Genomic DNA, 13,624 nt, shown 5'->3' on the forward strand with positions numbered 1-13,624 from the left:
ATTATAACCCACTTTGCCACTGCTTGATGAACTCGAACGGATGCAGCAGCATGATCACGTTGAGCGTAAGATTGTCGCGAATGACGATCAGCGCCAGAACTTCAAAGAACAGCGCGATGGCGACGGTTATTTTCGTTGGCAGTTTGGCTGCGATCAGAAAGCCGATCAGGGCGGCAACCGTGTCGGCAACCGAATTCACGATGCTGTCACCGAAATAGTCCACCGAGGACGTATTGGCGCGATAGCGTTCGATGATGAAGTTCGAATTCTCGACCAGTTCCCATACGGCTTCGATGCCGACCGCAGCCGCAAGTCTCAAGCCGAGCGGGGCTTTGGGTGCGATGACCGTGAACAGCCAGTAAAACAGAAAGCCATGGATGATATGCGACAGCGTATACCAGTCGGATATATGCTGCGAATTTTCGGTCATCAGCGAACCCGACCATAATTTTATGGTCCCGCATTCGCACATGGCGATCCGCCCGTCGAAGTAAAGCCAGAAGGCTTGCACTGCGAGTATGGCGAGAACGATCAGGGCGCCCAGGCCCCAGCGTTGCGTACTCGGTTTTGAGGCCTGCGCGAGCGAACTCATTCTGCGTCCAGGCTTTCCACGATGATATTGTGGTTGGTGTAGATGCAGATATCGGCGGCGATATCCATCGCCTTGCGGGCGATTTCTTCGGCTGACTTGTCCGTATCGACCAGTGCGCGGGCAGCGGCCAGCGCATAATTGCCGCCCGAACCGATGGCCATGACGCCATGTTCGGGTTCAAGCACGTCGCCGGTGCCTGTCAGCGCCAGCGTTACCTTGCTGTCGGCAACCAGCATCATGGCTTCCAGCTTGCGCAGGTAGCGGTCGGTGCGCCAGTCCTTGGCGAGTTCGACCGAAGCGCGCATGAGCTGGTCGGGATATTGCTCCAGCTTCGCTTCGAGGCGTTCCAGAAGGGTGAAGGCGTCTGCGGTGGCTCCGGCGAAACCGGCAATCACATTGCCCTTGCCGATGCGGCGAACCTTTCGCGCATTGCCCTTCATGACGGTATTGCCGAGCGAAACCTGTCCGTCACCGGCGATAACGACCTTGTTACCCTTGCGAACGGTTACGATGGTCGTGCCGTAAATTGTCGTGGGATGATGTTCGATCATGGATGCTCCTTTGGCGGCACATGCAATCCCGGAAGGCAATTGCAGGTGCCCCTTCATCTATCGGAGAAACAGGCTCCGTCAGCCATTGGCGGATGAATCGTGCTTCGCTGAGAATATTTAAGAACATACGGACGAATTGCAAATGCCGAATTGCAGCTTGCCAAACCGGCAAAAGGAATTGGCAAACTGGGCAAGCTGTTCTAGAACGCCTCCAAGCTATTGAATGAGGAAAGCTTATGACTGCAGAAAGCACCCGCAAGGCAAGCATCGAGCGCTCGACCAAGGAAACGAGCATTGCCGTTTCCGTCGATCTGGACGGCGTTGGCAAGTTCGACATCACCACCGGTGTCGGCTTCTTCGATCACATGCTGGAGCAGCTTTCCCGACATTCGCTCATCGATATGCGTGTCATGGCCAAGGGCGACCTGCATATCGACGATCACCACACGGTCGAGGACACCGGCATTGCGCTCGGTCAGGCCATTGCCAAAGCATTGGGCGAGCGCCGCGGTATCGTGCGCTATGCCTCGATGGACCTGGCCATGGACGATACGCTGACCGGCGCTGCCGTGGATGTATCCGGGCGCGCCTTTCTGGTCTGGAACGTCAATTTCACGACATCCAAGATCGGCACGTTCGATACCGAGCTGGTGCGCGAATTCTTCCAGGCTTTCGCGATGAATGCAGGCATCACACTCCACATCAACAATCATTATAGTGCCAACAACCACCATATTGCGGAATCGATCTTCAAGGCGGTGGCTAGGGTTCTGCGCACGGCGCTCGAAACCGATCCGCGCCAGAAGGATGCAATTCCCTCCACCAAGGGTTCGTTAAAGGGATAGGTCCCGAACGGAAGGACAGGTCATGGCGCAATATGTCGTTCTGGAACCGAGCGATAGTAAAGATGCTGAAAAGGCCGTCTTTGTGCGCGACGGATTCCATGTACTGGCGCTGGTCTTGCCCTTCGTCTGGCTTCTGACCCAGCGTCTGTGGTTCGAAGCTTTTGCTGTTCTGGGCATCACAATCCTGCTCGGGCTTGTCGGAGCTTACTTTGGCATCGCCGATGCGGTTCCGCTTCTGACCCTGCTGGTATCGCTGTTTGTGGCGCTGGAAGGCGTCAACTGGAAGATCACCAAGCTCGGGCGTCAGGGTTTTGTCGAAAAAGCGGTCATTGATGCCTCCGATCTGGAAGAAGCAGAGATCCGCTATTTCTACAGCCTTGAAGATGCGGCCTGGCCAGCAACCTCTCTTGCGGACAAGCCTGCTCCGGAATGGGCGCAGCAGCCCCCTCGTCCCACCTATTCCTCATTTGGCTCGACGATCGGGTTTGTCGGCCATCGCGGAGAGAACTGAAAATGCGTGTTGCAATCATCGATTACGGCTCCGGCAATCTGCGCTCGGCCACCAAGGCTTTTGAGCGCGCGGCGCATGAGAGCGGTATCGCGGCAGAAATAGAACTGACGGCGGATGCCGATCGCGTGGCGACGGCTGACCGTATCGTGCTTCCGGGCGTCGGTGCTTATGCCGATTGCCGTCGCGGCCTTCATGCCGTACCGGGCATGGTGGAAGCGCTGGAAGATGTGGTTCTGAAGAAGGCACATCCTTTTCTTGGCATTTGTGTCGGCATGCAGCTCATGTCGGAGCGCGGCCTTGAAAAGGAAGTGACCGAGGGCCTTGGCTGGATTGCGGGCGATGTGCGTGAAATGACACCGTCCGATCCTTCGCTGAAAATTCCGCAGATCGGCTGGAACAGGATTCACGTGAAACATTCTCACCCGGTCTTCGAAGGTATCGAGACCGGCGAGAACGGGTTGCACGCCTATTTCGTGCATTCCTATATGTTCGATGCGAAGAACAAGGCTGACGTGCTGGCCGTTACTGAATATGGCGGCGATGTCACTGCAACGGTTGGCCGCGACAATATGGTGGGAACCCAGTTCCATCCTGAAAAGAGCCAGCTGCTCGGCCTTTCGCTCATTGCCAATTTCCTGAAATGGAAGCCCTGACATTATGATCCTTTTTCCCGCCATCGATTTGAAAGACGGTCAATGCGTGCGCCTGAAGCTCGGCGACATGGATCAGGCCACCGTCTATAATGAAGACCCGGCTGCACAGGCCAAAGCCTTTGAGGATCAGGGCTTTGAATGGCTGCATGTGGTTGATCTCAACGGTGCCTTTGCTGGCGAAAGCGTCAACGGCAAGGCTGTGGAAGCGATCCTGAAAGCCACGAAAAATCCGGTGCAGCTCGGGGGCGGTATCCGCACGCTCCAGCATATCGAGAACTGGCTTTCCAAGGGATTGCGCCGCGTCATTCTTGGCACGGTCGCCGTGCGCGATCCGGCATTGGTGATTGAGGCCTGCAAGGCATTTCCGGGTCAGGTTGCTGTCGGCATCGATGCTAAGGGCGGCTATGTCGCCGTTGAAGGCTGGGCAGAAGCGTCTGAACTGGGCGTGATCGAACTCGCGAAAAAGTTTGAAGGCGCAGGCGTTGCCGCCATCATCTATACCGACATCGATCGCGACGGCGTTCTGGCTGGCATCAACTGGGATTCGACGCTCGGCCTGGCAGATAGCGTTTCCATCCCGGTGATCGCATCGGGCGGCCTCGCCTCGATGGATGACATTAAACGTCTTGCCGCTCCTGATGCCCGCAAGCTGGAAGGCGCGATTTCCGGTCGCGCGCTTTACGATGGCCGCATCGATCCGGCAGAAGCATTATCTCTGTTGAGGGCCGCAGTATGACACTCAAAGCACGCGTAATTCCTTGCCTCGATGTTAAAGACGGCTGCTCCTGCCTGTCCGCAGCGAACAGTCCGGCAAAGGCCGGACCGCGAGGACAGGCAAAACTGAAAAGAGACGCGGCAGATCGAGGACAACCATGCTGAAAGCAAGAGTGATACCGTGCCTCGATGTGAAAGACGGACGCGTCGTCAAGGGCGTGAACTTTGTCGATCTGATCGATGCCGGTGATCCGGTGGAAGCTGCCCGCGCTTATGATGCGGCGGGCGCGGACGAACTGTGCTTCCTCGACATCACGGCGTCTTCAGACAATCGCGAGACAATTTTCGATGTTGTCGCCCGTACAGCGGAACAGTGCTTCATGCCGCTCACTGTTGGTGGTGGCGTGCGTCAGGTTTCTGACATTCGCAAGCTGCTGCTGGCCGGTGCCGACAAGGTTTCGATCAACACGGCTGCGGTGAAGAACCCGGAATTTGTTGCAGAAGCTGCTGACAAATTCGGTGACCAGTGCATCGTGGTTGCCATCGACGCCAAGAAGGTTTCGGGCGAAGGCGAAGCCGACCGTTGGGAAATCTTCACCCATGGCGGACGCCAGACAACCGGCATCGACGCGGTGGAGTTTGCGCAGAAGGTGGTGAGCCTCGGCGCTGGTGAAATCCTGCTGACCTCGATGGATCGCGACGGAACCAAGGCCGGTTACGACGTGGCACTGACGCGAGCCGTGGCTGACAGCGTGCGCGTTCCGGTAATCGCTTCAGGTGGTGTCGGCAATCTCGATCACATGGTGGCGGGCATTCGTGACGGTCATGCGACCGCAGTTCTCGCAGCATCCATCTTCCACTTCGGCACCTATACGATTGGCGAGGCCAAGCGCTATATGGCCGAAGCTGGCATCCCGATGCGGCTCGATACGGTCCGTTGAGAATACAGCATGTCGCGGAAAAGTGGGAACCGTCTTCGCGCGGAAATCAGTCCACTGCACTGTTTTCTGATCCCGCTACAGAAATCTGAAGGAAATCCGATGACTGAATTCACACTTTCCGACCTTGAACGCATCGTCGCGGAGCGTGCCGGCATGACGGACGGCTCGTCTTATACTGCAAGCCTTGTTGCCAAGGGACAGACACGGGCCGCGAAAAAGCTCGGTGAAGAAGCCGTGGAAACGGTCATTGCCGCCGTTGAGGGCAACCGCGCGGAAGTGGTCACCGAAAGCGCTGACCTGCTTTATCATCTGCTGGTGGTGCTCAAGATTGCTGACGTACCGCTCAATGAGGTTCTTGCAGAATTGCAACGCCGCACGGCGCAGACTGGTCTTGAGGAAAAGGCCGGTCGTCCGAAAGCATAAATGCAAAGCGAATTGAAAGCTGCTAGTGCAGAATTGGCGTTGAGGGAGAGCAGCGACAATATGTGGGAAAAAGTGGACCAGCTAACGCCGTCGCGTTACTCGCCTTACCGTTTCTTTTCGGCTGAGGAATGGGCGGGCTTTCGCGCCGACACGCCGCTCACCCTGACCTATGACGAGGTCAAACGGCTGCGCTCGCTGGGCGATCCTATCGATCTCGATGAGGTGCGGCGCATCTATCTGTCGCTGTCGCGATTGCTGTCGGCGCATGTGGAGGCAAGCCAGCTTCTGTTTGAGCAGCGCAAGCAGTTCCTCAATATGGAAGAGTCGTTCAAGACACCGTTCATCATCGGCATTGCAGGCTCGGTTGCGGTTGGGAAATCCACGACTGCGCGTATCCTGAAAGAGCTTCTGGCACGCTGGCCGTCGAGCCCGAAGGTCGATCTGGTGACGACCGACGGTTTTCTCTACCCCAATGCTGTCCTGCGCGAGCAGAACATGATGGAGCGCAAGGGTTTTCCCGAAAGCTACGATGTCGGTGCGGTCTTACGCTTTCTGTCAGCGATCAAGGCAGGCATGAGCCAGGTGCGTGCGCCGCTCTATTCGCATCTGAGCTACGACGTATTGCCGGGTGAATATCAGATCGTCGACAAGCCGGATATTCTGATCTTCGAAGGCATCAATGTGCTGCAGGTGCGCGATCTGCCGGAAGACGGCAAGATGGTGCCCTTCGTCTCCGATTTCTTCGACTTCTCGATCTATATCGATGCGGAATCGCAGCTGATCCACAAATGGTATATCGACCGCTTCATGCGGCTGCGGGAGACCGCTTTCGTCAATCCGGAATCCTTCTTCCATCGCTATTCGCAGCTTTCGGAAGATGCGGCGCGTTCGATTGGCGAAGGGCTGTGGAACAATATCAACCTGAAGAATCTCAAGGATAATATCCTGCCGACGCGCCCGCGCGCCGATCTGATCCTGCGCAAGGGCAGTGATCATCTGATCGAGGAAGTTGCGTTGAGAAAAATCTAGAGCATTTCCGGCAAAAGTACGAAGCGGTTTTGCGTAGGATAATGCGACGAAACAAGTACTTAGATATGAAAAGGGCCGGTTATCCGGCCCTTTTGTCTTTTGGTGATTGCAGCGGGTCAGGCCGCGCAGTCGCGCATGAAGCGCTGCAGATAATCATCGAAGACGGCTGGTGTCTCGCGGAAGGGCGCATGCCCTGCTCCGTCAATGACATGGGTTCTGCCTTCCCAGATATTGCCGAAACGGACTTTCGAGACGAAATCAAGTTCGACAAACGGCTCGTAGCGACCGTTGACGACTGCAATCGGGAGCCTTGCTTCGGCAACAATATCGCGCTGGTTGCCGCCGGTTCCGGCTGCAAATTTTTCGAACATGATGCGCCGTGCGCGCCCATCCGTGCGGGCGACAATCTCAAGCAACTGGTCTTCGAACGGTTCGCCGCAGGTACTACGCGCATAGGATTCGACATCGCGGTCGGAAAAGACTTCCTGCCCGGCAAGTGCCATATCCGGACCGCTCTTGAATCCTTGCCCAACTTCCTCACGCGCTACAGGCGGCGTGCCGGTAATCATCAGGCCGCGCATGCCGGGAAAGCGTGAAATCATCTCGATGCCGATATGGCCCCCAAGCGACCAGCCGAAAACGACTGCATCCGAAATGCCGAGCTTCGCCAGTACTTCCGTCATCGCGTCGGCATAGCCTTCCATGGAATAGCTGCGATCCGGATCAAGGGCGTCGCCGGATTGGCCATGGCCCGGCAAATCTGGCGCGATCACCCGCCAGTTTCTGCCAATTTCCCCTTCGAGCTGCGGCGCGAAGATGGCGCCCGCACTGGAGTTTCCGTGGATCATCAGCAAGGGCATGCCCTCGCCCGTGCTTTCATGGATGGCAATGCGACCGTGGCTGGTTTCAAGCTCGCGATAATTGATTGTCATGTCGTCTGTTCCCGCAGTCTGGATGTTTTAGAGCGATTTCGGTTAAAACGGAGTCGTTTGAGCCGCTCTATCCATTTGTTTTTACGCGCATCTTTTCCGAAATCCGCTTCGCTTTTCGGGATGCGCTTTAATCGTAAGAAACCTTGCCGCGGCCCTTCTTGATGTCGGATCGTCCGGACTTGGCCTTGAGGCGGCGTTCGACGGAGCCTTTTGTGGGCCTGGTCTTCTTGCGTGGCGGCGGCGGTGGTTCGGCAGCTTTGGCAATAAGCGCGATCATCCGTTCGCGCGCGTCCTCGCGGTTACGCTCCTGGGTGCGGAAACGATTGGCCTCGATCAGAATATCTCCGTCCTTGGTACCTTTCTGTCCGGCAAGCTTGAAGAGCCGTGACAGGATATCTTCCGGCAGGCCTGCTCTCACGGCGTGAAAGCGCAGCTGCACGGCAGTCGAAACCTTGTTGACGTTCTGACCGCCCGGCCCGGAGGCACGAATGAAGCTCTCCTCCAGATCGTCTTCACGGATCGTCAGGCGATTGGTGATGCGGATGATGTTCCGGTTCTCTTCCATGACGAGGAGATATACCGCTTTGTATCCCTTATACAAAAGAAAAACCCGGCCTTTCAGCCGGGCTCTCCCTCCTCCTCAGGATGGTAAAAGCATGTCTCCAAAAAGTGGGAACCGGTTTTTGGATAAAGACATGCGTAGAAAAAGCTATTCCGCAGCGATACGGATCGCTGGCGCCGCGTCCTTTACCTCGTGATCGACATGGCTTTCGAATTTCTCGAAATTCGTGACGAACATGTCGACAAGCTTCTTGGCCTGCGCGTCATAGGCAGCCTTGTCGGCCCAGGTCGAGCGCGGATCGAGAATGGACGTGTCCACACCCGGTACGTCGACCGGAACCGCGAAGCCGAAATTCGGATCGATGCGGAATTCGGCATCGTTCAGCGAACCGTCAAGTGCGGCGGCGAGCAGAGCGCGGGTTGCCTTGATCGGCATACGCTTGCCGACGCCGTAAGCACCACCGGTCCAGCCGGTATTGACCAGCCAGCAATCGACCTTGTGCTCGGCGATCAGCTTGCGCAGAAGATTGCCATATTCCGACGGATGGCGCGGCATGAACGGTGCGCCGAAGCAGGTCGAGAAGGTTGCTTCCGGTTCTGTCACGCCCTTTTCAGTACCGGCGACCTTGGCCGTGTAGCCGGACAGGAAGTGGTACATCGCCTGTGCTGGCGTCAGCTTGGCAATCGGAGGCATTACGCCGAAGGCATCGGCAGTGAGCATGATGATGTTCTTCGGCTGGCCGCCCTTGCCTGACTTCGATGCATTCGGGATGAAATCGAGCGGATAGGCGCAGCGGGTGTTTTCCGTCAGCGAGCCGTCGTCGAAATCCGGCTGGCGGTTCTCATCGAGAACGACATTTTCCAGCACCGTGCCGAAACGCTGCGTCGTCGCGTAGATTTCCGGCTCCGCTTCGGCGGACAGACGGATGGTCTTGGCGTAGCAGCCGCCTTCGAAGTTGAAGATGCCGTGTTCACCCCAGCCGTGCTCGTCATCGCCGATCAGCGTACGGGTCGGATCTGCCGAAAGCGTGGTCTTGCCGGTGCCGGACAGGCCGAAGAAGACGGCGGTGTCGCCGTTCGGGCCTTCATTGGCCGAGCAGTGCATCGGCATCACACCCTTCGCAGGCAGGATGTAGTTGAGTGCGGTGAAAACCGACTTCTTCATTTCACCGGCATAGGAGGTGCCGCCGATCAGCACGATCTTGCGGGTCAGGTCGACCGCGATCACGGTTTCAGTGCGCACGCCATAGCGTTCCGGATCCGCCTTGAAGGATGGCAGGTCGATAATCGTCATTTCCGGCACGTAGGAAGCGAGCGCTTCCTGTTCCGGACGGATCAGAAGATTGCGAATGAACAGCGAATGCCAGGCATATTCGGTGATGACGCGGGCATTGATCTTGTTGTCGGCATCGGCGCCGCCGATGAGATCCTGAACGAAAAGCTCCTTACCCTTCGCATGGTCGATGAAATCGGCATAGAGCAGCTCGAAGGCTTCGCGGCTCATCGGCTTGTTGTTGTCCCACCAGACATGATCTTCCGTGTCGGCATCGCGGACGACGAACTTGTCTTTCGGCGAACGGCCCGTGTGTTGTCCGGTGCGTGCGACAAGCGCACCCTGCGCCGACAGTTCGGCTTCGCCCCGGCGAACGGTTTCCTCATAAAGCCGGGCGGCCCCAAGGTTGTAAAAGACTGCGGAGATTTCCTTCAGTCCTGAAGTGGCAATGGAAGTGGCCGTGTTGTGAATGCCGGTCTCTCTCATGATGTCTCCGCCATATGGTTTGACAATTGATCGGTCTCGTTTCGCGCCTACCAGATTGATCGCGAAACTGAGGATGGCAGTCAGAAACAGATTAATCGTGGCAATTCAAATATTTAATCGATTTAAAATTTTTGAAATTTTTTTAAATCGTTTAATCTATGCGTTATGAGCTGTGAGTTTCGGGGAATGGAGGTCGGGCTGGCATTGGGCCTGGCATTAACCAAAGCGCGATTCGGAGAGCGTCGTTTCGCGGCTTCTTCCAGTGCCGCCACATTTTGTACCTAATTTGTACTGCACAAGCAGGCACATTATACTAGTATCGATGTGTAATAAGGCGCTCGATCTATAACCCGCCAGTCTCTGGCGGCTGAAAGACGTCACCAGCCGGATATTCCGGTTGGCTTAGTTGAAGGAGAAAGGTTCGCATGAAGGAAGCCTCGGCAACGCAGACAATTGCGCTGGTCGACGACGACCGCAACATCCTGACCTCCGTGTCCATCGCGCTGGAATCGGAAGGCTATCGGGTCGAAACCTACACCGATGGCGCGTCCGCGCTGGACGGTCTGATGGCGCGTCCGCCCAATCTTGCGATCTTCGATATCAAGATGCCGCGCATGGACGGTATGGAGCTTCTGCGCCGTCTGCGCCAGAAATCCGACCTCCCCGTCATCTTCCTCACGTCCAAGGACGACGAGATCGACGAGCTTTTCGGCCTCAAGATGGGCGCGGATGATTTCATCACCAAGCCGTTCTCGCAGCGCCTTCTGGTCGAGCGCGTCAAGGCGGTGCTTCGCCGGGTTGCCGCACGCGACGGCACGGCCAAGCCGACCGGACAGCAGGCGAAATCGCTTGAGCGCGGCCAGCTGGTCATGGATCAGGAGCGTCACACCTGCACCTGGAAGGGCGAGCCGGTAACGCTGACGGTCACTGAGTTCCTGATTCTTCATTCGTTGGCACAGCGTCCGGGCGTCGTGAAAAGCCGTGACGCCCTCATGGATGCGGCCTATGATGAGCAGGTCTATGTGGATGATCGTACCATCGACAGCCATATCAAGCGCCTGCGCAAGAAGTTCAAGGCGGTTGACGACGATTTCGAAATGATCGAAACGCTCTATGGCGTCGGCTATCGCTTCCGCGAGGCTTGATAGATAATTACATATCGCCAGTCCGTGAGGTCTGGCGGTAGTTTAATGAGAGCAGACAGAGCGACATGGTCGCAGAAACCGGGAACGACGGCCTTATCGGCCAGAAATCGGATTTGCGCGAACGCAGGGCCCGGCGGCAGCGCTCGGTGTTCTGGCGTCGCTTCTTTGCGCCCCTGCGCAAGTTTCTTGGCCAATATCTGTTCTCGAGTCTGACGCGCCGTATCCTGTTTCTCAATCTGGCGGCGCTGGCGGTTCTTGTTTCCGGCATTCTCTACATGAATCAGTTCCGTGAGGGGCTGATTGATGCAAAGATCGAAAGCCTGCTGACGCAAGGCAAGATCATTGCAGGCGCGATCTCGGCTTCGGCGACCATCGACACCAATTCTCTGATGATCGACCCGGAAAAGCTTCTGGAGCTTCAGGCCGGGCAAAGCCTGACACCATCACCGGATTCGCCCGACAATTGGGAATTTCCGATCAATCCGGAAAAAGTTTCTCCCTTGCTGCGCCGGTTGATTTCGCCGACGAGCACGCGGGCGCGCATCTATGATCGCTACGCCAATATGTTGCTCGATTCGCGCGCACTCTATTCACCAAGCTTCCCTTCGGCGGGGCCTGTACTTCGCTACGACCTGCCGCCGATCGAGGAAGAGACGCCGACCATCTGGGAACGGGCCGGGACGTGGATTTCGCATCTGTTCTATGGTGGAGGCCTGCCGGTCTATCAGGAACAGCCGGGCGGTAACGGCCTTGCCTATCCGGAAATCGTCAAGGCGCTGGCCGGTTCGCCGCAAACAGCGCAGCGACGCAATGAAAAGGGCGAGCTGGTCGTTTCGGTTGCCGTCCCGATCCAGCGCTCGCGTGCAATATTGGGTGTACTCCTGCTCTCCACTGAAGGCGACGATATCGACAAGATCGTGCAGGGTGAGCGCATGGCGGTTTTCCGCGTGTTCGGCGTCGTTTCTCTGGTCATGGTCATTCTGTCGCTTTTCCTCGCATCGACGATTGCAAGCCCGCTGCGCAAGCTTTCTGCTGCGGCAGACCGCGTTCGCCATGGTGTGAAGAGCCGTGTGGAAATTCCCGATTTCTCCGAACGTCAGGATGAGGTCGGCCATCTTTCCACGTCGATCCGCGAAATGACCGATTCGCTCTATACCCGTATCGAAGCCATCGAAAGCTTTGCCGCCGATGTCAGCCACGAGTTGAAGAACCCCCTCACCTCGCTGCGCAGCGCTGTCGAAACCCTGCCGCTCGCCAAGACCGAAGAATCGCGCAAGCGGCTTCTCGATATCATCCAGCACGACGTTCGCCGCCTCGACCGCCTGATTACCGATATTTCCGACGCTTCGCGTCTCGATGCGGAACTTGCGCGCGAACATATCGACCGCGTCGACATGAAGACGCTTCTGACCAATCTCGTAACGGCAGCGCGCGAAGTGCGCCGCAACAAGGTCGGAACGGAAATCGTCTTCGATACCGGCAAACTGCCTGCCGGAAAGAAGGGTTTCTATGTTGCCGGTCACGATCTGCGTCTCGGTCAGGTGGTGAGCAATCTGATTGAAAATGCCCGTTCTTTCGTGCCGGACGATACAGGCCGCATCGTCGTGTCGCTGAGTGGCGAAGGCAGTCGCTTGCGCGTGCTTGTCGAGGATAATGGTCCAGGCATTCCGATCGAGAATATCGAGCGCATTTTCGAGCGATTCTATACGGACCGTCCGGCCTCGGAGGCTTTCGGCCAAAATTCCGGCCTCGGCCTTTCGATCAGCCGCCAGATCATAGAAGCGCATGGCGGCACGCTGACTGCAGAGAATATTGTCGATCCGGCAAGGCCCGACCAGTTCAAGGGTGCGCGCTTCATCGTCGACCTGCCTGCAAGCCCATGACGCCTGAAGAGGAAAAAAGCGGGCTTCATGCGACCACGCTTCAGGTTCAAGGCCGCGGTGTCATGATCATGGGGCGTTCCGGCGCGGGCAAGACCGAACTTGCGCTGACACTTGTGGAAAGAGCCCTCCTTCGTGGAGAGGTCGCTTCACTCGTCGCTGACGACCGCACATTGCTTCACGTCGAAAGCGGCAGGCTGATCGCCAGCGTTCCAGCCGCCCTTGCTGGTGGCGTGGAGATTCGCGGCGCGGGGCTTTTCAAGGTCGCTTTTGCGGAGGCCGCTCCGCTTTATCTCGTCGTCCGGCTTGTGGATCGTGACGAGGCCGAACGCTATCCGAGCGGTGAAATGTGGGAATTCGAGGGCATCTCACTGCCCCGGCTTCTTTTGCCGGCTTTGTCGTCGAATGGCGATTCCAACGCGCTTTCGCGGGCCATCGAAGCCACCTTGTTCTATGAAAAATGGCCCTCCTCCGAGGGCTGAAACAGGCTTCGTTACGAATCGGCTAATATTTCACAGCGCTGCGGCATTTTGCTTTTTTAGTGGTAGCGTGGAAATTTTTCACTTGCTATCAAGATTTGCGCTGCCAAGATGCACAACTCGCCGGCGCTTTTCCGGCGTGGTTTCAGTGCCATCTGACACTCTGGCGGGGTGATGCGGCGGGCACGCGACGGGAGCTTTTATAGTATGATCGGACTCGTGCTTGTCACGCACGGAAGGTTGGCCGAAGAGTTTTTGCATGCTGTTGAGCATGTAGTCGGGCCGCAAGACAATTTCGAGACCGTTTGCATCGGTGCCGAAGACGATATGGAACAGCGTCGGCGGGATATCGTTGATGCGGTGGAACGCGCCGATAATGGCAGCGGGGTCATCATCCTGACCGATATGTTCGGTGGTACACCGTCCAATCTCGCCATTTCCGTCATGAAGGAAGGCAAGGTCGAAGTCATCGCAGGTGTCAATCTGCCGATGCTTATCAAGCTGTCGAGCGTCCGCATCGGGGGCGACATCAAGACAGCCCTGCGTGAGGCGCAGGATGCGGGGCGCAAATATATCAATGTTGCGAGCCAGGTCCTGACAGGAAAGTAA

Annotated in this window: 16 protein-coding genes; 11 read left to right on the forward strand and 5 right to left on the reverse strand. The window is 57.0% G+C overall.

The window, feature by feature from the left end; all coding sequences use genetic code 11:
• Position 1: 1 nt before the first annotated feature.
• Positions 2–592 carry a DUF2585 domain-containing protein gene (locus tag AAE521_RS22555; protein ID WP_342062549.1) on the reverse strand — a complete coding sequence of 197 codons (591 nt, stop codon included), beginning with the start codon at positions 590–592 and terminating at the stop codon, positions 2–4.
• On the reverse strand, positions 589–1,143 hold the full coding sequence (gene hslV / locus AAE521_RS22560) for an ATP-dependent protease subunit HslV (protein ID WP_010657667.1): 555 nt from the start codon (positions 1,141–1,143) through the stop codon (positions 589–591). The genes AAE521_RS22555 and hslV overlap by 4 nt, the downstream gene beginning before the upstream one ends.
• 236 nt (positions 1,144–1,379) lie before the next feature.
• Between hslV and hisB the strand changes: the two genes are divergently transcribed.
• The 7 genes from hisB to coaA all read left to right on the forward strand — a co-directional run bounded on the left by hisB (position 1,380) and on the right by coaA (position 6,259).
• Positions 1,380–1,988, forward strand: a complete 609-nt coding sequence (gene hisB / locus AAE521_RS22565) for an imidazoleglycerol-phosphate dehydratase HisB (protein ID WP_342062550.1) — start codon at positions 1,380–1,382, stop codon at positions 1,986–1,988.
• 22 nt (positions 1,989–2,010) lie between these two features.
• On the forward strand, positions 2,011–2,499 hold the full coding sequence (locus AAE521_RS22570) for a DUF2628 domain-containing protein (protein WP_342062551.1): 489 nt from the start codon (positions 2,011–2,013) through the stop codon (positions 2,497–2,499).
• Between the two features lie 2 nt (positions 2,500–2,501).
• Entirely contained in the window at positions 2,502–3,152 is a 651-nt protein-coding gene (hisH, locus tag AAE521_RS22575; protein ID WP_125300421.1) for an imidazole glycerol phosphate synthase subunit HisH, read from the forward strand.
• Between the two features lie 4 nt (positions 3,153–3,156).
• A complete protein-coding gene (gene hisA, locus AAE521_RS22580) occupies positions 3,157–3,888 on the forward strand; it encodes a 1-(5-phosphoribosyl)-5-[(5-phosphoribosylamino)methylideneamino]imidazole-4-carboxamide isomerase (protein ID WP_342062552.1) in 732 nt (243 codons plus the stop codon).
• Between the two features lie 136 nt (positions 3,889–4,024).
• The gene (gene hisF / locus AAE521_RS22585; protein WP_342062553.1) at positions 4,025–4,807 is read left to right on the forward strand and encodes an imidazole glycerol phosphate synthase subunit HisF; all 783 of its coding nucleotides are present in this window, start codon (positions 4,025–4,027) and stop codon (positions 4,805–4,807) included.
• A 99-nt stretch (positions 4,808–4,906) separates the two neighbouring features.
• Positions 4,907–5,230, forward strand: coding sequence for a phosphoribosyl-ATP diphosphatase (locus AAE521_RS22590; protein ID WP_029926298.1), 324 nt, complete (start codon positions 4,907–4,909; stop codon positions 5,228–5,230).
• A 60-nt stretch (positions 5,231–5,290) separates the two neighbouring features.
• Positions 5,291–6,259, forward strand: a complete 969-nt coding sequence (gene coaA / locus AAE521_RS22595; RefSeq protein ID WP_010657674.1) for a type I pantothenate kinase — start codon at positions 5,291–5,293, stop codon at positions 6,257–6,259.
• A gap of 116 nt (positions 6,260–6,375) precedes the next feature.
• Here the strand turns inward: coaA and AAE521_RS22600 are convergent, their stop codons facing one another.
• From AAE521_RS22600 to AAE521_RS22610, 3 genes are all read right to left on the reverse strand, one after another.
• Entirely contained in the window at positions 6,376–7,191 is an 816-nt protein-coding gene (locus AAE521_RS22600; RefSeq protein WP_342062554.1) for an alpha/beta fold hydrolase, read from the reverse strand.
• A 127-nt stretch (positions 7,192–7,318) separates the two neighbouring features.
• Positions 7,319–7,756, reverse strand: coding sequence for an alternative ribosome rescue aminoacyl-tRNA hydrolase ArfB (gene arfB, locus AAE521_RS22605; protein ID WP_342062555.1), 438 nt, complete (start codon positions 7,754–7,756; stop codon positions 7,319–7,321).
• A gap of 144 nt (positions 7,757–7,900) precedes the next feature.
• Positions 7,901–9,511, reverse strand: a complete 1,611-nt coding sequence (locus AAE521_RS22610) for a phosphoenolpyruvate carboxykinase (protein WP_342062556.1) — start codon at positions 9,509–9,511, stop codon at positions 7,901–7,903.
• 425 nt (positions 9,512–9,936) lie between these two features.
• Between AAE521_RS22610 and AAE521_RS22615 the strand changes: the two genes are divergently transcribed.
• From AAE521_RS22615 to AAE521_RS22630, 4 genes are all read left to right on the forward strand, one after another.
• Positions 9,937–10,656: a response regulator transcription factor gene (locus AAE521_RS22615; protein ID WP_006468074.1), complete on the forward strand. Its 720-nt coding sequence runs from the start codon at positions 9,937–9,939 to the stop codon at positions 10,654–10,656.
• 65 nt (positions 10,657–10,721) lie between these two features.
• Positions 10,722–12,539 carry a stimulus-sensing domain-containing protein gene (locus AAE521_RS22620; RefSeq protein ID WP_010657678.1) on the forward strand — a complete coding sequence of 606 codons (1,818 nt, stop codon included), beginning with the start codon at positions 10,722–10,724 and terminating at the stop codon, positions 12,537–12,539.
• A complete protein-coding gene (locus tag AAE521_RS22625; RefSeq protein WP_342062557.1) occupies positions 12,536–13,018 on the forward strand; it encodes an HPr kinase/phosphorylase in 483 nt (160 codons plus the stop codon). The genes AAE521_RS22620 and AAE521_RS22625 overlap by 4 nt, the downstream gene beginning before the upstream one ends.
• Positions 13,019–13,222: 204 nt before the next feature.
• Positions 13,223–13,624 carry a PTS sugar transporter subunit IIA gene (locus tag AAE521_RS22630; protein ID WP_006472522.1) on the forward strand — a complete coding sequence of 134 codons (402 nt, stop codon included), beginning with the start codon at positions 13,223–13,225 and terminating at the stop codon, positions 13,622–13,624.

This window comes from Brucella cytisi (genome assembly GCF_038433355.1).
Lineage (GTDB): Bacteria > Pseudomonadota > Alphaproteobacteria > Rhizobiales > Rhizobiaceae > Brucella > Brucella cytisi.

What these genes read in the sequence shown, in the direction of transcription:
- AAE521_RS22600 (WP_342062554.1), bottom strand. Translation starts at nt 7,191, where the DNA reads ATGACAATCAATTATCGCGAGCTTGAAACCAGCCACGGTCGCATTGCC.
- AAE521_RS22590 (WP_029926298.1), top strand. Translation starts at nt 4,907, where the DNA reads ATGACTGAATTCACACTTTCCGACCTTGAACGCATCGTCGCGGAGCGT.
- hisF (WP_342062553.1), top strand. Translation starts at nt 4,025, where the DNA reads ATGCTGAAAGCAAGAGTGATACCGTGCCTCGATGTGAAAGACGGACGC.
- hisB (WP_342062550.1), top strand. Translation starts at nt 1,380, where the DNA reads ATGACTGCAGAAAGCACCCGCAAGGCAAGCATCGAGCGCTCGACCAAG.
- hisH (WP_125300421.1), top strand. Translation starts at nt 2,502, where the DNA reads ATGCGTGTTGCAATCATCGATTACGGCTCCGGCAATCTGCGCTCGGCC.
- AAE521_RS22615 (WP_006468074.1), top strand. Translation starts at nt 9,937, where the DNA reads ATGAAGGAAGCCTCGGCAACGCAGACAATTGCGCTGGTCGACGACGAC.
- arfB (WP_342062555.1), bottom strand. Translation starts at nt 7,756, where the DNA reads ATGGAAGAGAACCGGAACATCATCCGCATCACCAATCGCCTGACGATC.
- AAE521_RS22610 (WP_342062556.1), bottom strand. Translation starts at nt 9,511, where the DNA reads ATGAGAGAGACCGGCATTCACAACACGGCCACTTCCATTGCCACTTCA.
- AAE521_RS22555 (WP_342062549.1), bottom strand. Translation starts at nt 592, where the DNA reads ATGAGTTCGCTCGCGCAGGCCTCAAAACCGAGTACGCAACGCTGGGGC.
- coaA (WP_010657674.1), top strand. Translation starts at nt 5,291, where the DNA reads ATGTGGGAAAAAGTGGACCAGCTAACGCCGTCGCGTTACTCGCCTTAC.
- AAE521_RS22630 (WP_006472522.1), top strand. Translation starts at nt 13,223, where the DNA reads ATGATCGGACTCGTGCTTGTCACGCACGGAAGGTTGGCCGAAGAGTTT.
- AAE521_RS22620 (WP_010657678.1), top strand. Translation starts at nt 10,722, where the DNA reads ATGGTCGCAGAAACCGGGAACGACGGCCTTATCGGCCAGAAATCGGAT.
- AAE521_RS22570 (WP_342062551.1), top strand. Translation starts at nt 2,011, where the DNA reads ATGGCGCAATATGTCGTTCTGGAACCGAGCGATAGTAAAGATGCTGAA.
- hslV (WP_010657667.1), bottom strand. Translation starts at nt 1,143, where the DNA reads ATGATCGAACATCATCCCACGACAATTTACGGCACGACCATCGTAACC.
- AAE521_RS22625 (WP_342062557.1), top strand. Translation starts at nt 12,536, where the DNA reads ATGACGCCTGAAGAGGAAAAAAGCGGGCTTCATGCGACCACGCTTCAG.
- hisA (WP_342062552.1), top strand. Translation starts at nt 3,157, where the DNA reads ATGATCCTTTTTCCCGCCATCGATTTGAAAGACGGTCAATGCGTGCGC.